Raw genomic sequence first — 19,333 nt, forward strand, 5'->3', positions numbered from 1 at the left:
ACTTAATAAATTCTATCATAGTATCGAATACAAGTTTAAATTATCTGAACTTTTGGTTTTTCGACTGGATGAAGAATCCCTTGCTCTGGCTCCATTCGGCAAAGTACACATCTTCAAAATCACAATCAGTCTCTTCCTCGATCTTTTGCCTCAACCATGCTTCATCAACGCCGGCATCTTTCAATGCTTCCTGCTCTACTTTCCCAGCGTCCACAAAAAGATGGTTCCAGTCATTTTCTCCATATTCGATGCCCATTTCCTTCCTGGATGGAGGTTCGTCACCGGCATATTCCAGAACAGACAGAAATCCACTATTTTCGAGAATAGCATATCTTACGGTTCTTAAGGAAAATATACCATTCATCCTCAACAGCTCCCTGACTTCATCCAAATCCATCTTATTCTTCCGCATCACTTCAGTATCCAGTATTCCATTGCTGATCAAGAGCTGAGGCTTGCCCTTGGCCACCTTTCTGAGCCACCCATTATTGACCGCCACCTTTTCAATAATATAAATCAGCAGTCCCCAATAGAACAGCGCAAACAGCATATCGTAGAATGGCATCGTCGATTCATACAGGGATTCTTCTATTGTACTGCCGAGAATCAGCGCATAGATGAAGTCAAGGGGTGTAATCTGGGCCAGTTCCTTCTTGCCGATCAGACGCATTACAATCATGACGCCGACCAGACCAGTGGTAAGCTTCACGGCATAAGTAAGCATATCCTGCAGATTGTCCATCTGTCTTCGCCTCCTATAGAATGATTCTCCACCAATAAAACCCCGGCACTGTAATTACAGCAGTCCGGGGTTTGGATGGAAAGATATTCGTTTCTATTAAACTTTACTGTCTGTTCTGTGATGCGCCACTGGACCACTCTTCAAGAGGTAAATATGGAAGAGATACTCTCCGACTGCGATGACTATGGCAGAGATGATTGCTGCAACTGCCACTTCGCCTCCGGTAAGGTCAGTCAGCCACAGTCCTATCAGCCATACGACAAGGAAAGAAAGCACCAGGTCGGAAATTGTCGCCATTGCATTGCCTGCTGCCGGCAGAATGCCCATATCACCTGCAAAGTATGACAGTATACCAAGAACAATTGTCGTTCCGAGAATCATCGGCCAGAAATCCATACCATAAAAGGCGCCAAGAACAATCCATAATACCGCAAGCGTCATGACCGCTTTGATCAGCATTGCTTTTACATGCTGCATCATTCACCCTCTATTCCCGATTTTCGTATACAGTGCACTGTCCCCCCGTTACATGTACCAAACATATTGTTTGATGGAGGAGGGTAGAGGCTATACAAAAATTAAAGGACGGTGGACAGTTATGAAACAGACGTTATTGGACTATACGGAGGGAAGAAATGCACCATTGCCGGACGGACCGTGGAGCATGTATCAGAGATGGGAGGATCTGATGTGCATGCATATCCCGGTGGAACCGCAAGCACTTCTTCCCCATGTTCCTGAAGCACTTGAACTGGACATTTATGACGGCTATGCATGGATTTCCATATTTTCATTCAACGTTCGCAATATGCAGCTGAGAGGCTTGCCGAGATTCCCCTATGCGCACAAATTTCTGGAACTCAATGTCAGAACTTATGTCAGACATCAGAATATACCCGGTATCTACTTCTTCAGTCTGGACGCGGCCAAAATCATTCCAGTCATCGGTGCACGGTCCGGCAGCCTGCCCTATTTCAAGGCAGGAATGAAAGCAGCAAAGAAAAATGGATGGATACACTTCTCGAGTCATCGTCTGCACGATGCGCCTGTCTATTTCAAAGGGCGGTACAAATCCGTCTCCCAACCCTAAAAACCGCTGCTTGGTACGCTCGACTACTGGCTTCTCGAACGGTATTATCTATTTAATACGGTCAAAGGGGCAGTCGTACATATCGGGATCCACCATCTGCCGTGGCAGCCTGCCCGAGCTTCAGTCGTCTATGAAAATGGTGGCATCGCCTCCCTTATGCCGGGTGGTATCGAAGGCGAACCCGTACGCGCCCACTACGTTGAAGCGCTTGATGTCATTTTCTGGCCGGTGAAATACTCGTAATCATCCTAGTCCTTCAGCCACGCGTATGCCTGGTCCACCTGCGCCCGGTCGAACTGTTCCACTTCTATGCCCGGCAGAAGATCGACCAGTTTTGCGCCGCCCTCCTGCCATGCTGAATCAGTGATGACCGCAAATTTCCTATACTGGTTCCAGTGACTGATATCCATCACCGTACCTTTCGCCATGCCGACTGGACCGACACCACCAAAATCCTTGATGTAGACAAGAGCACTGAGTGTTTTGTCATCACCATAATGTTCGTTGATGAATGTCCTTGATTTTTCTGCGTCCTCTTTCGTCACTTTGCCATCGACGTCAATCCGGATGATGTTCGGAAATTCCGTTTCCTCAAGTGTGATCATCTTATAGCCTCCATACTGTATTTTATTATCCGCTACCCTATCCTGCCATCCGGAAACATCAAAGTGCTGCATCTGCATAGTCTGATCGTATAAATCATCTGGAAAAAGAGGCATGGGAGCATACCAGTACTCCCATGCCTCTTGCTATTTGCTGTAATAGTAGATATGTTCCCCATCAAAGTTGTTGCCGATATAGGCATCTCCGTTCTCCTCCATCCAGTCTGTATCCCGGTAGTGCACCTTTATCGGTTCGCCTTCCGGCTCGAAAGGCTTTGTGAGACTCATATGCATGATATGGCGTTTCTTACCATTGTATTTGTATGTGGTCTTCCTGATCTTGAATCCGAGCCGGAACTTGTCTTTCAGGCTTGGGACGTTCGCCGGCATGACTGTCGTCAGCAGATTATCGAAGCGGCCATCATTGCGGACCATTCCAATCAGTTCGCGCCCCATCTCGGTCTGCAGCCCGCGCCCCCGCTTCTCTGGATCAATGAAACTGATTTCCGAATAGATGACACTCTGTTTTTCTTTGATACCTATATCGTCTGCAAGATGCTCCTTCTCTTTAACAGAAGGGACGCGCATGGAACGTGAGCCGATCAGCTTCCCATCTTCATAGACACCGATGATGAAGCCCTGCATGATGATCAGTTTGAACTCCTCTCTGGTCAAAGTCTGGAGTATTTCCTTGTCTTCAAGATTGTCATATACTTTTTTCTGCAGTTCGAGCAGTTCCGGCAGATCACCAAGGTGCAGCGTTCTGAAATCCATAATATCATCCTTCCAAATTTAAGTTGTGCACAATACATCATGTTTAAATGTCAAATATCCGGTTATATAGTAAAAGAGGAGTTGGTGCATATGGCGATCTTGGTAAAGGTTAAGGACAGCACGAGCGACAGGACGGATTTCGAGTATATCCCGGATGACAAGATGAAGGAAAATATCAAGTCGGAGTACATACTTCGAGAAATTACACCTGACGAAAATAAATTCATCCAGTTCATCTATCCGGGACATACAGAGACATTTACACAATTTAAGATCCACTATATAAGAAGACGCTGAGCAGGCGTCTTTTTTTATTTCAAAATTTCTTCGAGCCAGCTGAACATGAGCGGTGTCCATTGTGATGCCCGTGCGTCGGCCATGCCTGTCGCCTCTGTCGCCAGACTGAGACCATGGCTGCCGCTTTTGAATGTGTGGAGCTCCCATGGTACTTGATGGGTCTCCAGAGCTTTAGCAAAATCGAGCGAGTTCTCTACGAAAACGAGCTTGTCCTCGACCGTATGCCAGATGAAAGTCGGCGGTGTACTGGCAGAAACGTGGGCTCTGATATGGGCACGCTCCAAGATTTCCTCCTTGATTTCAGGACCGAATATCATCCTTGACGCAGTCGACATGTATCTCGGATCTCCTATGCCCCGCGACTCTGCGATTTCCCTATTGAGCATATAATCGAGAATCGGATAGGCAAGAATCTGGAAGTTCGGACGGTACCACCTGGATTCCGTTTCTGTCAGATCGCGCAGCCACTCGGAGTGCCAATGGACTCCGAGACTGGCTGCCAGATGACCGCCGGCAGAAAAGCCCAATACACCGATGCGGTCTGGATCGACATTGAATTCATGGCAGTTTTCCCGGATGAAGGTGATTGTTTTCGTCAGCTCGAGCAGTGGTCCTGGGAATTCGGAGCCGAGTACAGCATCCGCCTCCACCATCCCGGCCGCCTGGTACAGCTCATCGCGGTTGACTCTCCCCTTTTCCTTCCTCATGGCTGTCCCGATTGTGGAATACCTGAGTATGAAAACATGATACCCTTTCGCCAGAAACTCATATCCCACCGGCTCCGCTTCCCTGTCAGATACATACATATAGCTGCCGCCCGGGCAGATCACCACTGCCGGTCTCCCATCTTTCTGATGGACTGCATCTTCACCCAGCATCATGGTCACCTCAGCATGCTTGTCACCGATATGGAAACTTTGCAGATTCATATTACCCCTCCACTCCACTAATTGATCAATCTATAAAGATAGATTTCATTCCTGTATTCTTCACCAATGCGCAGAGCATCGATCCGTTCCCCTTCTTTCAGAAATCCGAGGGCCATATACAGTTCGATCAGTTCCTCAAAGTCATCACGGATGGAGAGTTCCAGACGGTGGATGCCATTGTCTTCGGCCCATATGATGCCGGCATTGAGCAGATTTCTGCCGATACTATTCTGCTGCTCCGTCGGCAGTATGCCAAGTGAGATATTCGCCCGGTGCTTTATCATTTCGCCATGGTTGCCAGACAGACTGATATAACCCGTCAGCTCCTGTTGATCGACGGCGACGAATATCTGTCTCTTGGCGTTCTGCAGCACTGATGTGAGCAGTGCCTCCGTGTATGATGTGTTCAGTATATGTGTCTCATGCAGCCCTGTTTCACTGCTTGTTTCCAGGTTCATGAGCAGATTGAGAAACGTGTCGATGTCTTTCATTTCAATTGGTCTTATTTCCATTTTCTAGCCTCTCTCCTTAAGCAGTACATTCATGATGAAGTCTATCGCTGGAGGATTTTTCCTCTTAAGACCTTCTACAAAATCATTATGATCGTAGGGAACCTTCCTATGAATAAAATTGACAGCCTCTCCATTGATTTCCATGATGGTGTATGGCGCATGACCATTCGGCGCCAGACCAAGTGGACCCGGATTGATGAATACCTGCTGTCCCGATTCGAAGTGATGCTGCATATGGTCGTGTCCAAATAGTATGATGTCATAGGGATCCTCTTCATAAATGGCACCGAGTGTTTCCACAGAAGGTGACATATCTATCGGACAGTATGTATCATCAGGATTCAGATGGTAGTGGGTGAGCAGAATATCAAAGTCCATGATGCTTTTATTCATAGATAACGGCATGGCATCGAGAAACGGTACAAACCGGGAATCCAGGTGATCGGCTACCCACACGTGATGATCGTGCTCCGCCCCTGTCACTGATGAAGGCATGCCTCTGATCACCTTCAGCACTTCTTCATCGTGATTGCCCCGGATGACCGAAAGATGATCAAGTCCGCGCAGCATGTGCAGCACTTCGTTCGTCTGGTGGCCGATGGAGATGATATCCCCAAGGCAGAAGATCTCATCGACCTCAAACTGTTCCATATCAGTCATCACCATGGAAAGCGCGTTGAAGTTGGCATGTATATCCGATATGATTGCAATTCTTCTACTCAAAGCCCCTACCTCCATTGATTTCATTCCATAATTCATTCTACCAAAAGTCCTCCATTCCACCTATCAATTCAAACTCGTGTTATCATATATGTAAAATACGATTGAGGTGCATTATGACCAGACTTTGCCTAGTACGACATGGACTGACAGAATTCAACCGGTTGAGAAAACTCCAGGGCGCTTCCGATATTCCCTTGAACGAAGAGGGGGAATACCAGGCGGAATGTGCTGCCGAGAAATTGAAGGATGAACCATTCGACGCCATTGTTTCAAGCCCGCTCGGGCGTGCCCACCGCACGGCCGAAATCATCAACAAGTACCATGACCTGCCGATAGAGACGATGGATGAACTGAAAGAGCAGTATTTCGGTGAACTCGAAGGCCACCATATCGATGATATCATGGAGAAGTATCCGCACGGTGAACTCCCGGGAGCCGAAACTTTCGAAGCACTGGCAGAACGCGTCCAGATTGCGCTTGATCGGATACTGGAACAGCATGCCGGTCAGTACGTACTGCTGACAGCCCACTCCCGCACGATCAAATCCATCCTGTCGCTCTTCAGCGATGAAATCGACATGCTCGGCACTAAGCTTGATAACTGCAGTGTGAGCTACATCGAACATGCCGAATCCAAATGGCAGGTCCATGACTATAATATACCCACTTATATGGGCAGTGAACAGAAATGAATATAAACAGAGCATACCGCCCGGTATGCTCTGTTTGGTAATGTGCTAGTATGTTGATCTTGCCTCCGCCGCAATCGGATAGTCGATGGGAAATGCGCTTGCTCCCACTGTTTTTCTATACACTCTGTAGAAATGGATGCACCACAGTACGGTCAGAATGGCCCCGCCGGCATACGAAACATTCAGGTCCAGTCCGAAGCCCATCTGTTCGTAGAGAATATACGTGAATACGTTGAATGTCATGAAGACAGCAGGTATGAGCGCCACCCAGTAGTTCTTCTTAGCAAGCAGAAGATACATGACGCCAACCCATAATGCAATGACGGCTGTCGTCTGATTGGCCCAGGAGAAGTATCTCCATAGTATTGTAAAGTCGATCAGTGTCAGGCAGTAGCTGATGACGAACATCGGTATCGCAATGCTGAAACGCTTCCATATTTCACCTTGTGAAAATGAAAGGTAGTCGGCAATGATCATCCGTGCACTTCTGAAGGCCGTATCTCCACTTGTGATCGGCAGGATGATGACACCGAGAATTGCCAGTGTGCCCGCAACCGAGCCGAGCAGCAGAACCGAAGCTTCCGATACGACAAGTGCAGCTTCACCTTGGGCGAGGACCTGTGCCAGCCCGCCATATCCATCAAAGAGGCTCATCGCAGCAGCAGCCCACACCATCGCGATGATGCCTTCAGCAATCATCATGCCATAGAAGATCTGCCGCCCATTGGATTCCCTGGCAGTCGTCCTCGAAATGATCGGCGACTGTGTCGCATGGAACCCTGACAGTGCCCCGCAGGTGATGGTGAAGAACAGCAGCGGGAAGATCGGCAGGTTGTCAGGGTGCATGTTGCCCCAGGTAAGCTCAGGAATCTGCGCCCCCGTCTGGACAAGCCTGAAGCCGATCGCCACTGCACTGAACAGGAGGATTGCACCGAAGAACGGGTAGATCTTCCCGATGATCTTGTCAATCGGCAGCACAGTCGACAGGATATAGTAGATGAATATCACAGCCAGTATGATGCCGAGTGCCACCCTTCCGTCCATAAGTGAATGCAGCAGTATGGCTGGGGAAGTAACGAATACCGTACCGACAAGCAGAAGCAGAAGCAGTGTGAAGGCATTGACGATGTGCTTCATGCCCTTACCGAGAAACTTGCTTGCCAGTGCCGGAAGATGCGCCCCCTGGTTTCTGATTGAAATCATGCCTGTAAGATAGTCATGGACCGCCCCGGCAAAGATGGATCCGACGACAATCCAGATAAAGGCGACCGGTCCGTAAAGCGCTCCCATAATTGGTCCGAATATAGGACCGACACCAGCGATGTTGAGAAGCTGGATCAATGAATTGCGTTCTTTTCCCATCGGTACGAAATCAACATCATCACGCTGATGATTTGCTGGCGTCGGCCGGTCGTCCTTCGGTCCGAACATCCGGTCGATATATTTTCCATATGTAAAATAACCGACGACAAGTAGAATAATGGATGCAAAAAATGTTATCATCAAGCAACCTCCCGGATATAGTAATATTTCAATATTCGGTAGAACACTTCCAATAGTAAATGAAAGCGGTTTTAAAATCAATAAGGAGAAGTTTCCAATGCAGAAAATCAGCGCAGCAGTACAAACATTCAGAGGCAATCACTACGATTATGGCATCGAGCAGGGAAAATGGCTGCTTGAGACCCACTATATGGACAACAGAAATTATGAATGGATCAAGCGCCGACCGAAATTCAGCCTTGATTTTGAAGAGACGAAAGCACTCTACATGCATTTTGCCCCGCATATATGGGACGAAATCATGGGACTCAAGGAGTCGCTCCGGATCACCGATCGCGACGTTCTTCTGAACCTCGCCCACTACCGTGTCTCACCAAGGGACAGCGGATGCAGCGTCTACATCGACGATGATGTATTCATCAGAAACTATGACTACCATCCGAATACCTATGACGGCATGTATAAACTTTTCAAGCCGGATCAGGGCTACGCGCATATCGGACCGGCTTCAAGGGTAACAGGTAGAATGGACGGTATGAATGAGCACGGGCTCGTCATGGCATATAATTTCATGAACAGGAAACAGCCTGCTGACGGCTTTACATGCTTCATCATCGGCAGATTCATCCTGGAACTGTGCAGGACTGCTGAAGAGGCGCGACACCTGCTTATGGATCTCCCCCACCGTGGTGGGTTCAGCTATATCATCCAGGATAAGGAAGATCATTCGTTTCTGGCAGAAACTTCTGCCAGAGGACTTGCCTTCAGAGACACCCATATATGTACTAACCATTATGAAAGCCTGGCCGATGAGAACAGGAGATATCTTGTCGATTCGAAGGAGCGGCTCGATATACTTGAGAACCTGGACAGGCCGTCAAGGGCCGAACTGCTGGAACTGTTTACAGACCGGCGCCACGGGCTTTTTGTCGACAACTACAGAAGCTGGGCGGGTACCATCCATACATCCGTATATGATAGGCATCGTCTTACAGCAGGAATAAAACTTGGTGAGAACGGACCGCTCCATGAATTCGACTTCAAAAACTGGATGGACGGCCAACCGGTCGATTATGATATTTTCCATGGCTATCTCGATACAGAACTGAAGTTCACAAGTGCTGATTGGCAGCGTAAAACCAAAATCTAGATCCAGGAGTTGGTCTGATGTCGTTCGATACACTCATATTCGGAAATTTCAATGTCATTTTAAGAACCATACTGATCGGAATCATGGCCTACCTGTCACTCGTCCTCATTCTCAGGGTGAGCGGCAAACGGACATTGACGAAAATGAATGCTTTTGATTTGGTTGTGACAGTAGCGCTCGGTTCCACTCTTGCGAGCATCATGACCAGCAAAAGCATTACTCTGGCTCAAGGGGTGACGGCCTTCCTCGTCCTGGTGGTCATGCAGTACATCATCACCAAGCTGTCTGTCAAAAGCAGAACAGTCAGCAAGCTCGTCAAATCCCAGCCTGTCCTGCTCTATTATGATGGAGAGTATCTCACAGACAACATGAAAAAGGCACGCGTGCTCGAAGTCGAAGTCAGACAGGCGGCCCGCTCAAGCGGCAAGAGTGACCTTTCCCAAGTCATGGCGGTCGTCATGGAAACGGACGGCAGCATTTCGATCATCAGCAAGCAGTCGAAAGAGCAGGATCTCGACAGACTGTTCAGTGAAGTAAAAAAATAAGACCTGACGGTCTCAGGCTGTAGACAAAGTCATATTAGAATGACATGTCTGCAGTCTTTTTGTCAGGATGTAGGAAATCTGCAGATCAGGGGGAAGAGTATGCTGAAATCAACAGACAGCGGGTGCAGGATGGAAAAGCCGATTCCCCTGAATGATAATAGTCCGTCGCCGGTCATCGTCACAATCGACCCCGATGGTAGATTGGCCCTCTAACTTGCCATGGCTACGCCCACGATGGTGAATTGGCCCTCTAACTCGCCATGGTAGCACCCACGATGGTGAGTTGGCCCTCTAACTTGCCATGGTAGACCCCACGACGGTGAGTTGGCCCTCTAACTCGCCATGGTAGCACCCCACGATGGTGAGTTGGTGCTCTAACTCACCATGGCAGACCCCACGATGGTGAATTAAGCCTCTAACTCGCCATGGTAGACCCCACGACGGTGAATTAGCCCTCTAACTCGCCATGGTAGACTCCACGATGGTGAGTTGGTGCTCTAACTTGCCATGGTAGCGCCCACGATGGTGAATTAAGTCTCTAACTCGCCATGGTAGACCCCACGACGGTGAATTGGCCCTCTAACTCACCATGGCAGACCCCACGATGGTGAATTAAGCCTCTAACTCGCCATGGTAGCGCCCACGATTCGGAATCCATCAAAATACATGAAAAGAAGACAAACGCCGGGTCAAACCGGGGTTTGTCTTCAATATAAGACCTCACGGTCTTATTTTTTTATGCCAAGTATTATGCCATATGTCAGGGTGCGCCAGATCCATTCGAGCGGCCCGAACCTGAACTGCTTCATCCACAGGTGGCTGAGTACAATTTGCACGATGAATGTGCCGAGTACAATTGCCGGGAACCATACTGCATCGATTGTATTGAACAGATCAAAACCGAAAAATAGTGTAATCATCACGATGCTCTGTCCGATATAGTTCGTCAAGGCCATCTGGCCGACCGGCTGCAGAAGCCCTGTCAGCCCTCTGAAACGCCTCATGATCAGCAGCAGCAGTGCGACGTAGCCGAGCGACATGAGCGGACCACCTATAGTATAGGCAAGCATCGAGGCGATTGACCACATCGGATCTTCCATACCGTAGGTCATGGCGTATCCTGTCAGGAATTTGATCGGCAATCCGGCAATGATGCCAACGAGTGCCACTTTCCATAGCAGACCACCGATTGATGCCAGACGTTCAAAATATCCCTTCTGGCCGACATACAGTCCAATAAGGAACATTGCCAGCACGAATGGCACCATGACGACATTACTTGTAATCATCATGCTGAGTACTGAAATATTCAGATTGACGATGTCCATGTAGGAGCCCTCAGCAGCCGACATCATGCCGAACCCATTACCTGGAACAATGAATTCACCCATATCCATATTACGCACACTATACATCAGTAGCGTCAGCAGCAGTACGAATACAGTGCCGAGGAGGAGCAGAATGATGGCAACGATAAGGTTGACTGCCGGTTTGAACCGATAGAAGAACATGAGCAGCAGTCCGGTGATGGCATAGACGGTCAGTATATCACCATACCAGATGAAAACTGCATGGGCGATGCCGAAACAGAGCAGCACAACCATTCTTCTGGTAAACAGCAAGTATGTAGATCCCGGTTTCTTCTCAGCCCTCGAGAGAAAAATGTAGAAGCCGAGTCCGAACAGGAAAGAGAACATCGTGTAGAAATTGGAGGTGACCAGTACGTTGATCAGAAAGATGACGATGGCATTGCTGCCAGTGTAGATGTCACTTGTCTGCATCGTCAGCTGTCCTTCGACCTGCGGCCCGGCAAAGCTCATGATGTTCATCATCAGAATGCCGAACAGCGCAAATCCACGCACCGCATCAAGCTCGAATACCCTCTCAGGTGACTGGACCGGCGTATAGTTCTGTTGCATAGAATGCCTCCTGAAATACATATTTTTTCTAATCATACCATAGAAGATACAGATGAAATCGTCCCGGAACATTTTGTTTATGATACATCGAATCAAAAAATCAGCTGCCATATGGCAGCTGATGGAAGGATCTATCATGCAATATCCGTTAAAGCAGCGGAGACAAAAGTCTGGATGCATGTTCCTTGAATTTCTGGTAGTATGAACGGCTTTCATACATCTCTCTCGTCAGCTGTCTGGATTGCTCCATATCCGCTTCGAAGGTACTTTTCATTTCTGCTGCGAAATCTTCACTGTAGATGAAGGTATTCATTTCAAAATTCAGCTCGGAACTTCGGATATCCACATTCGCTGTACCGACGGTAGATATTTTATCATCAATTACCATCGTTTTGGCGTGCAGGAATCCGTTGTCATAAATATGAATCTTCGCTCCTGCTTTCATCATTTCAGCTGAAAAGGAAAACGTTGTCGGATACACAAAAGGATGATCCGGCTTGTTTGGGATCATGATGCTGACGTCGATACCGCTCAATGCTGCAACACGGAGCGATGCAAGTATTCCTGAAGAAGGAATGAAATATGGACTTTGAATGTAGATGTAGTCCTCGGCCTCCTGGATTGCTTTGATGAAACCATGCATGATCTCCCCACCTTCCGAGTCGGGACCACTTGAAACAATCTGCAGGGGCATATCTCCACCCGGCCCCGGCGGTGGAAAGTACTGATCCTCGAATGGAATACTGTCATCCCTGCCATACTTGTTCCAGTCGGAGATGAAACGTTCCTGCAGCAGGTGGACAGACTGTCCTTCCATTCTGAGATGGGTATCCCGCCAGAAGCCGAACTTTGAACTGCGACCCAAATACTCATCTCCGACATTGTATCCACCCGTATAGCCGATAGCGCCATCAATGACAACCAGTTTGCGGTGATTGCGGAAATTGAGGCGGAACCTCATCAATGCGGACACCACGGAAGAAAAAGACTTTGTCTCACCTCCATGCTTACGGAGTTCGGAAAAGAACTTCTTTCCGATCTTGCGCGAACCGATTCCATCATAAAGGAAGCGCACCTTTACCCCTTCTTCCGCCTTTCTGGTGAGAATGTCACGGAGACGGCGCCCGAGCTGATCATCCCGCATGATGTAGTACTCCATATGGATATGGTGTTCTGCAGAATCGATGTCATCAAAAAGGGCCTCGAATTTATCTTCGCCGGCAGTGAACATACGGACACTGTTATTTTTGGAGAAGACCGAATCATCATTTCTCATCAGCATCCCGATCAGCGCGTTGAATCTTTCAGGTACTGAACCTGGTGTAAACAGCTTGTCATCGTTGAATTGCGCCTTCTGCTTTTCAATCAGATTCTTGCTTGGCAAGTCATCACTGTCGGACCATTTCTGCTGTCCGGTCGATCTGCCGAGGAGGAGGTAGAGGAAAAAGCCGATGACCGGAATGAAAAAAAGAACCATCAGCCACGCCCATATGGACGAAGCTTTCTTATCTTCAAAAACAATCATGACGACTGCCAGTATAATATTGATGATCAATGCAATGTTGCTTACCGTATTCCACCACTGCCAATCAAAGAAAAACATGCGATTCCCCCTCCCTGTGCTATTTCGTTATTATATTGTTTCCTAAAAGGCACCTTTTAAAACTAATGGACATCATATGTACCGATGGCCCCCATTGATGAGTACAAAAAAAGACGCTCACAGCCATTGAGCGCCTCTTTGGATCCACTCCATATCGAAAAATTCTATTGGAGTCCCTGTAAGATAGGAATAGATATAATAGATGCCGAATGCCACAAGCGGCAGAAAGACGAAAACGAACAGGACAATCTTCAGAAACTTTGTGAAGACCCGGTACAACAGACCGAGCGCGATGATCGCAGCTGCAGTGATCGCCACCGTGCGGAAGCTGTATCCCACATCTGCAATATCAAGGTGGTTCATTCCATATATGACGAAAAACGAAAGTGCAATAATCAGTATCAGTCTGATGAACATTCAATTCACAACCTTTATAATGGCTTATTGATACGAGTGATCCGCATCTTTGATGAACACGGTGCACAAAAGTCCCATGGCGATGATGAAGACACTGAGCCAAGGTGCATAACTGATATCAAACCAGTTGATATAGATGCCGCCGATGATTGCACCGATGCCGATACCGAGATTCAGTCCCGACATATTCCAGCTGAAGACATTGGCAGCCGAACCCTGGACATTCAGCACAAGCCCACTCTGCACGGTCGGGCTCGTACTCCACTGGAACAGACTCCACAAGAAGAGATTGATATAGAACAGCACGGGGATGCCATAGAGCAGCGGCATGAGTGCCATCGATACCATGAAGAGCGACAGCATGATCGAAAGGGTCTTCTTCGTGCCGATCCGGTCGACCATATTCCCGCCGAGTATGGTGCCCAGCATGCCGCCGGCACCAGCAATGAGAAGCGCAATGGAGACACTTCCAATCGTATAGCCATTTGATGTCATGAGCGGGGAAATATAGCCGATGACGATATAGTTGCCGATCAGAACCGACATCGTCACACCGATATATAGAGCAATATTTTTCATATTCAATATTTTATCGGCTACCGGTTCACCAAGATCGTCACCCTTCTTATCCGGTGTCAGTGCAATGATGCCGAAACCGACGAGAATCGCAAGCAGTATGACAAGCCAGAAGATGACACGCCAGCCGAACTGCTGGCCGACAATGGTGCCGATCGGAATGCCGAAAACGTTGGCTGCGCTGAATCCCATATAAACGAGAGCAATCATGCGGCCGCGGATGGCGGGAGCTGAAAGCAGTACGGTCATATCCATAATCTTGACGATGAACACAGCCGCCGCCAGTGCTGTAACTACACGGCCGACCGCAAGCATCAGAAATGTGCTGGAAAGTCCGAAAATCAGATTGCCGATTATGAAAATGACAAGAGATGCGAGAATGATAGGTTTGGGTCTGAATTTCTCGGTCGCTTTGACAAGGACGGGCCCGAAAATGGCAAAACTCACGGCATAGACTGTAATCAGCTGCCCTGTCAGTGCATTCGAGATGCCAAGGTCCGAGCTCATGAGTTCTAGTATACCCGAGATGATGAGTTCCATCATGCCAAGGAGAAAAACCCCGACAGTGAAGGTCAACAGTAATTTTCTATTCATTATAATCACCCATTCAAAAAAGTCAACTTGACCAGTATACATCATAACATGACGCATATAAACATATACGTGTTAAAATACGGATGAGGTGGTATGATGAAGAAATTGATTCCGATATTGATATTCCTGCTTCTGGCAGGCTGTGCCCAAGGTGATCGGCAGGCGCTCGATGATCTCTATGAAGCTTTTGAAAGGAATCATGAAGAGCTGGAGACGGAGTTTACCGAACTATTCAATGAAATGGAAGAAAGTGAAGACCGGGAGGCCAAACTCCGCATGATCTACGAAGAAGCCCTTCCTAGAATTGAAGACTTGAGAAGAACCATCCACAATTATACTGTAACAGGCACAGAACACGAGCAGCTCAAAGAAGAGATGCTGACATATACGAATTCCCTTGAAAACCTTGTTGAACTCTATGGCGAATTCAACCGTACCTTCATCAACTACAACCCGCTGGGTGATAGTGACTTCAGGGAAGAAGTTGATGACCAGCTTGCTGAAATCGAGTCGCAGGAAGAACTGGTACAAGAACGCTACCAGGGCATCCAGGAAGACTATGAACAGCTGACTTCAGAAAAAGGCTCATAAAAAGACTTGTCTATGACAAGTCTTTTTCTACATAATTCGATATGAAATTCCCATGTGTCATCTTTCTGGCAAAGTTCTCGCCGTAGCGCTTGATCAGCATATCTGCAAGATTCTGATATTGGCCGGCATGCTCCAGCCCCTCCACATATGAAGCGATGCCGTCAAAATCCGATCCGAGTCCGATGGCATCCTCTCCAACGAGATCCAGAATATGATCGATATGAGGAAACAGATCCTCGATTTGTGCATCCCCTTCCGTAATGAACGGCGGGTTGAAAACAATATTGATCATGCCCCCCTTTCCGACCAGCGTTCTGATCTGATCATCGCATAGATTTCTTGGATGATCGAACACTGTCCTTGCATTCGAATGCGTCGCAATGACATGGTCTGCCCGGTCCATGACCACATCCACGCCTTCCGGATTCAGATGGCTGATGTCGACAAGCACATTATGATTATTGCAGCAGTCTATGAACTGCAGGCCGAATTCGGTCAGTCCGGTATTCCGGGTTTCCCCCACCCCATCAGCAACAAGGTTGGCGTTGTTCCATGTCAGTCCGACAGACAGTACACCAAGCCTGAAGAGTGTCCGCAATTTCACTAGATCATTTCCTACAGCATCGGCACCTTCAAGCGTCAGCACTGCACCAATCTGCCCATCCTCAAGCTGACTGATTTCACCAAAGCGTCTGATATGAACAAAGTTGTCCTGACTGAGCACTTCATTGTAGAAACAGTCCACCTGCTCCAGTGCATGCTGCCACTTTTCATTATCCGGCAGCAGTGGCGGGATGAATATTGCAAAGAACTGCACCTTCACCTGGCCTTCTGCCAATCGATCGGCATTTGTTTCAAGTTCAGCCCCATCTTTAAAATCCACCATCCGGTCCCGAAACGAATAAGTCCGTCTACGATCCGACTGCAGCTTCAGCAGTGCATCACAATGAGTATCAATAATTTGCATCTAAATGCCCCCTTTTCCTTATTATACCAATTTATGCTTGCTGGTTGAAATAAAAAAATACACGTTGCATAAGTATGAAGTGAAGTATAAAATAAAAACATGATTTGAAAACGCTTTCTACATATTCGTGATTTACAAAAAGCTTCTACCATGTATAATTATTAATCAAGGAGGTCTTTTTATGCATAAAACTGCAACTTTATTTAAATTTCTTATTCCCTCACTGATCGGGATACTGATGTTCCTTTTTCCGATACAAGTGGATGGAGAGACTACAATACCAGTCGCCTATCTGGCGAATGGGCTGAATGAACTGCTCGGAGCGAATACTGTTATTCTTATTGTCGTCATACTTATAAACATTTCGGCCCTATTGAGCATACTGTTCAGCTGGGTAATCGAGCCTGGTTCCGAATTCATAAGAAATCTGTTCCGAACAAATCCGATCTGGGTCATTCTGCGTGCTGTCGGTGCCGTATTTGCACTGATGACGTATATCGCAGTCGGACCGGAAGCCATCATTTCCGATGTCACCGGCGGTATGATACTTAATGACCTGCTGCCGACACTGTTTGCGGTCTTCCTGTTTGCCGGCATTCTGCTCCCGCTCCTGCTCAACTATGGACTGCTTGAGTTTGTCGGCTCGATTTTCGCCAAGATCATGCGCCCGCTATTTACACTGCCCGGCCGATCCACCGTGGACAACCTGGCATCATGGGTCGGGGATGGCACAGTCGGTGTCCTGCTGACAAGCAACCAGTACGAAAAAGGCTTCTATTCCAAAAGAGAAGCATCGGTCATAGCGACGACATTTTCGGTCGTATCCATTACATTCTCCATTGTCATACTGGACCTGATTGGTCTGATGGACTACTTTGGACTATTCTATTTGACCATCATCGTTGCCGGCATTGTGGCCGCACTGATCATGCCGAGAATCCCACCGTTGTCCTGGATCAAGGATGACTATTATGTCGAAGGCGAAGAAGTGGATGAAACCATCCCCAGAGGCTACAACCCTTTCACATGGGGCTATAAGAAAGCACTTGACCGCTCTGAAAATGCTGAAGGGTTCGGGGATTTCGTAAAAGACGGCATCAAAACTGTTGCTGACATGTGGTTTGCAGTACTGCCGATTGTCATGGCCATCGGTACACTCGGCACAATGCTTGCGGAATTTACACCGATATTCTCATGGATTGGTGCACCGTTCGTCCCCGTTCTCGAACTGATGGGCATACCGGAAGCACAGGCGGCGTCTGAAGCACTGTTCATCGGATTCACCGATATGTTCCTGCCCGCCATACTGATCGAGGGCGTATCAGCCGATATGACCCGCTTCATCATCGGAGCGCTGAGTATTACACAGCTGATCTACTTGTCGGAAGTGGGTGGCGTCATACTCGGTTCGAAAATACCGGTTGGACTTGGTAAACTGTTCGTCATCTTCCTGCTCCGTACTGCCATCACATTGCCGATCATTACACTGATTGCACATTTCATATTCTAAAAAAAGTTCTGTGGATTTCTCCACAGAACTTTTTTATATGACTTCATATCAGAATCCTCGGCCTGCGCCGCCTCCGCCTCCGGAGCCGCCGCCAAATCCGCCGAAGCCACCGCCACCGAAACCGCCGCCGCTGGAGCCGCCGCCCCCGGATGGTGGAAAGAATATGAATGGACCGCCTCTGCGGCGTCTACGTCCACCGCCTCTCGGTGGTCTGCCACCTCCGCCCATGATCTTGAACAGCAGATAGATCACTGCCATCATGAACAGCAGCCTGAAAATGGAGCCTCCGGTACCAGGATCTCCGTTTTGTGCCGATGGCATGTTCTCATCTGCTGCCGGTGTATCCCGGGTGAATTCCCCATTCTCATATCCATATGCTTCAAGCGACTCCTGGTAGAGTGCTTCATAGAGATCGGATAGCCCTTGGGCATAGTGGGCAGCTGCGTCAGCAGAGCCATTTTCCGCTTCTGTCGCCTGGATGAAGTCCTCCATCGCAACGTCATCGATGATCCTTCCGATCTTGGCATCGTTCAGGTACCCTTCGATGCCATAGCCCACCTGGACTTCGACACCCCGGTTGTTGTATTCATTGCCGTTGTCCAGATTGAGCAGGATCACGATACCATTATCCGTCTCGGATTTGCCGATACCGTATTCGCGCAACGCCTTGAGCGCATAGTCCTGCCGATGCTCCTGACCCGTCGAAGGCATTGTCAGGAGCAGCATTTCAACGCCCGTGCCCTCTTCAAGATGTGTACCCATTTCATTGATTTCCTGAACTGCAGTATCGCTCAGTACACCTGCATTATCCTGGACGAAGTAATGGGAAGTATCCAGTGAAGGCAGGGCCACCCGTGCTTCAGCAGGTACACTTGCAAACACGAATAGAATCAGCATGAGCGTGACCAGGCGTTTCATTACTCTCCATCCTGTTCAGTGTTGAATTCAACTTCAGGTACTTCCCTGCTTGATGCATCCGCTTCAAAATATGCTTTCTCGTCGAAATTGAAAAGTCCGGCAATGACGTTGCCTGGGAATGTGCGTGTGTTCTGATTGTACTCCTGGACAGCTGTATTATAATCCTGGCGCGCCACGGCAATCCGGTTCTCTGCACCTGCCAGTTCATCACGTAGTCCTGTAAACTGCTCACTCGCCTGTAGGTCCGGGTAGTTCTCCGAAATCGCCAGAAGCCTTGACAGTGCTGAAGTGACTTCGCCGTTTGCCTCAGCCATCTCCTCTACACCTTGTGCGCCTGCCAGCTGACTTCTTGCTTCAGCAATATCAGTGAAGATCTGTTGTTCCTGGGAAGCATATCCCTGTACTGTGCTGACAAGGTTCGGTATGAGATCGCCCCTTCTTTGAAGCTGGGTCTCGATCTGGGACTCCTGCTGGTTCACTTCCTCCTCCAGACTGACGAACTGGTTGTACTTTGGTGCGAATATCATCGCAAGGATGATGAAGAACCCGATGATGACGCCTAGGGGTATCAGTAGTTTTTTCATTTTCTCTTCTCCTGTTCTAAACTTTTATTTCCTATATAATATCACGAATGGAATTGTTTAAACACTCGGCGCCATGTCTGGTGCATGCAAAAGGG

21 protein-coding genes and 1 pseudogene are annotated in these 19,333 nt (G+C 48.2%); 7 read left to right on the forward strand and 15 right to left on the reverse strand.

The annotated features are described in order from the left end of the window. Nucleotides 1-40: 40 nt before the first annotated feature. Both J4760_RS04650 and J4760_RS04655 read right to left on the reverse strand, forming a co-directional pair. Nucleotides 41-742 carry a DUF421 domain-containing protein gene (locus tag J4760_RS04650; protein WP_237604937.1) on the reverse strand — a complete coding sequence of 234 codons (702 nt, stop codon included), beginning with the start codon at nucleotides 740-742 and terminating at the stop codon, nucleotides 41-43. 96 nt (nucleotides 743-838) lie between these two features. Further along, nucleotides 839-1,219, reverse strand: coding sequence for a DUF2512 family protein (locus J4760_RS04655; protein WP_145286882.1), 381 nt, complete (start codon nucleotides 1,217-1,219; stop codon nucleotides 839-841). Between the two features lie 187 nt (nucleotides 1,220-1,406). On the opposite strand from J4760_RS04655, the pseudogene J4760_RS04660 reads away from it, so the two are divergent. Continuing rightward, nucleotides 1,407-2,075 (forward strand): annotated as a pseudogene (locus tag J4760_RS04660) (YqjF family protein). A gap of 5 nt (nucleotides 2,076-2,080) precedes the next feature. Here the strand turns inward: J4760_RS04660 and J4760_RS04665 are convergent. Together J4760_RS04665 and J4760_RS04670 are read right to left on the reverse strand one after the other, a co-directional pair. Beyond that, the gene (locus tag J4760_RS04665; protein ID WP_237604938.1) at nucleotides 2,081-2,437 is read right to left on the reverse strand and encodes a SpoIIAA family protein; all 357 of its coding nucleotides are present in this window, start codon (nucleotides 2,435-2,437) and stop codon (nucleotides 2,081-2,083) included. Nucleotides 2,438-2,581: 144 nt separating this feature from the next. Next, nucleotides 2,582-3,208, reverse strand: coding sequence for a GNAT family N-acetyltransferase (locus J4760_RS04670; protein ID WP_237604939.1), 627 nt, complete (start codon nucleotides 3,206-3,208; stop codon nucleotides 2,582-2,584). A gap of 90 nt (nucleotides 3,209-3,298) precedes the next feature. Between J4760_RS04670 and J4760_RS04675 the strand changes: the two genes are divergently transcribed. Beyond that, a complete protein-coding gene (locus tag J4760_RS04675; RefSeq protein WP_237604940.1) occupies nucleotides 3,299-3,505 on the forward strand; it encodes a hypothetical protein in 207 nt (68 codons plus the stop codon). Nucleotides 3,506-3,519: 14 nt separating this feature from the next. Here the strand turns inward: J4760_RS04675 and J4760_RS04680 are convergent, their stop codons facing one another. The 3 genes from J4760_RS04680 to J4760_RS04690 are packed head-to-tail and all read right to left on the reverse strand — an operon-like array spanning nucleotide 3,520 to nucleotide 5,669. Continuing rightward, nucleotides 3,520-4,434, reverse strand: coding sequence for an alpha/beta hydrolase (locus J4760_RS04680; protein ID WP_237604941.1), 915 nt, complete (start codon nucleotides 4,432-4,434; stop codon nucleotides 3,520-3,522). A 17-nt stretch (nucleotides 4,435-4,451) separates the two neighbouring features. Continuing rightward, a complete protein-coding gene (locus J4760_RS04685) occupies nucleotides 4,452-4,946 on the reverse strand; it encodes a GNAT family N-acetyltransferase (RefSeq protein ID WP_237604942.1) in 495 nt (164 codons plus the stop codon). A 3-nt stretch (nucleotides 4,947-4,949) separates the two neighbouring features. Beyond that, the gene (locus tag J4760_RS04690; protein ID WP_237604943.1) at nucleotides 4,950-5,669 is read right to left on the reverse strand and encodes a metallophosphoesterase family protein; all 720 of its coding nucleotides are present in this window, start codon (nucleotides 5,667-5,669) and stop codon (nucleotides 4,950-4,952) included. 113 nt (nucleotides 5,670-5,782) lie between these two features. Between J4760_RS04690 and J4760_RS04695 the strand changes: the two genes are divergently transcribed. Beyond that, nucleotides 5,783-6,361, forward strand: a complete 579-nt coding sequence (locus J4760_RS04695; RefSeq protein ID WP_237604944.1) for a histidine phosphatase family protein — start codon at nucleotides 5,783-5,785, stop codon at nucleotides 6,359-6,361. 45 nt (nucleotides 6,362-6,406) lie between these two features. On the opposite strand, the gene J4760_RS04700 is transcribed toward J4760_RS04695, so the two are convergent. Beyond that, complete coding sequence (locus J4760_RS04700; protein ID WP_237604945.1) at nucleotides 6,407-7,864, reverse strand: carbon starvation CstA family protein; 1,458 nt, start codon at nucleotides 7,862-7,864, stop codon at nucleotides 6,407-6,409. A gap of 97 nt (nucleotides 7,865-7,961) precedes the next feature. Here J4760_RS04700 and J4760_RS04705 point away from each other — a divergent pair, with 97 nt between their 5' ends. Then, nucleotides 7,962-9,014 (forward strand): C45 family autoproteolytic acyltransferase/hydrolase, encoded by a 1,053-nt coding sequence (locus J4760_RS04705; RefSeq protein WP_145286908.1) that lies wholly within the window; start codon nucleotides 7,962-7,964, stop codon nucleotides 9,012-9,014. A 17-nt stretch (nucleotides 9,015-9,031) separates the two neighbouring features. Beyond that, the gene (locus J4760_RS04710; RefSeq protein WP_145286911.1) at nucleotides 9,032-9,559 is read left to right on the forward strand and encodes a DUF421 domain-containing protein; all 528 of its coding nucleotides are present in this window, start codon (nucleotides 9,032-9,034) and stop codon (nucleotides 9,557-9,559) included. A 728-nt stretch (nucleotides 9,560-10,287) separates the two neighbouring features. On the opposite strand, the gene J4760_RS04715 is transcribed toward J4760_RS04710, so the two are convergent. The 4 genes from J4760_RS04715 to J4760_RS04730 all read right to left on the reverse strand — a co-directional run bounded on the left by J4760_RS04715 (nucleotide 10,288) and on the right by J4760_RS04730 (nucleotide 14,668). Continuing rightward, nucleotides 10,288-11,478 carry a DUF418 domain-containing protein gene (locus J4760_RS04715; protein ID WP_237604946.1) on the reverse strand — a complete coding sequence of 397 codons (1,191 nt, stop codon included), beginning with the start codon at nucleotides 11,476-11,478 and terminating at the stop codon, nucleotides 10,288-10,290. Between the two features lie 148 nt (nucleotides 11,479-11,626). Then, nucleotides 11,627-13,081, reverse strand: coding sequence for a cardiolipin synthase (gene cls / locus J4760_RS04720; RefSeq protein ID WP_237604947.1), 1,455 nt, complete (start codon nucleotides 13,079-13,081; stop codon nucleotides 11,627-11,629). Nucleotides 13,082-13,198: 117 nt separating this feature from the next. Continuing rightward, a complete protein-coding gene (locus tag J4760_RS04725) occupies nucleotides 13,199-13,498 on the reverse strand; it encodes a hypothetical protein (protein WP_237604948.1) in 300 nt (99 codons plus the stop codon). A 24-nt stretch (nucleotides 13,499-13,522) separates the two neighbouring features. After that, entirely contained in the window at nucleotides 13,523-14,668 is a 1,146-nt protein-coding gene (locus tag J4760_RS04730; protein ID WP_145286923.1) for an MFS transporter, read from the reverse strand. A gap of 96 nt (nucleotides 14,669-14,764) precedes the next feature. On the opposite strand from J4760_RS04730, the gene J4760_RS04735 reads away from it, so the two are divergent. Next, nucleotides 14,765-15,259: a hypothetical protein gene (locus tag J4760_RS04735; RefSeq protein ID WP_237604949.1), complete on the forward strand. Its 495-nt coding sequence runs from the start codon at nucleotides 14,765-14,767 to the stop codon at nucleotides 15,257-15,259. Between the two features lie 10 nt (nucleotides 15,260-15,269). Here J4760_RS04735 and J4760_RS04740 read toward each other — a convergent pair whose 3' ends face one another. Beyond that, nucleotides 15,270-16,226 (reverse strand): dipeptidase, encoded by a 957-nt coding sequence (locus J4760_RS04740; RefSeq protein WP_237604950.1) that lies wholly within the window; start codon nucleotides 16,224-16,226, stop codon nucleotides 15,270-15,272. Between the two features lie 181 nt (nucleotides 16,227-16,407). Between J4760_RS04740 and J4760_RS04745 the strand changes: the two genes are divergently transcribed. Then, on the forward strand, nucleotides 16,408-17,736 hold the full coding sequence (locus J4760_RS04745; protein WP_237604951.1) for a YjiH family protein: 1,329 nt from the start codon (nucleotides 16,408-16,410) through the stop codon (nucleotides 17,734-17,736). Between the two features lie 48 nt (nucleotides 17,737-17,784). Here J4760_RS04745 and J4760_RS04750 read toward each other — a convergent pair whose 3' ends face one another. After that, nucleotides 17,785-18,654 carry a TPM domain-containing protein gene (locus tag J4760_RS04750; protein WP_186365470.1) on the reverse strand — a complete coding sequence of 290 codons (870 nt, stop codon included), beginning with the start codon at nucleotides 18,652-18,654 and terminating at the stop codon, nucleotides 17,785-17,787. Beyond that, nucleotides 18,654-19,238: a LemA family protein gene (locus tag J4760_RS04755; RefSeq protein ID WP_237604952.1), complete on the reverse strand. Its 585-nt coding sequence runs from the start codon at nucleotides 19,236-19,238 to the stop codon at nucleotides 18,654-18,656. Before J4760_RS04755 ends, J4760_RS04750 begins: the two co-directional genes overlap by 1 nt. Nucleotides 19,239-19,333 lie beyond the last annotated feature (95 nt).

This window comes from Salinicoccus sp. ID82-1 (assembly GCF_021991715.1).
GTDB lineage: Bacteria > Bacillota > Bacilli > Staphylococcales > Salinicoccaceae > Salinicoccus > Salinicoccus cyprini.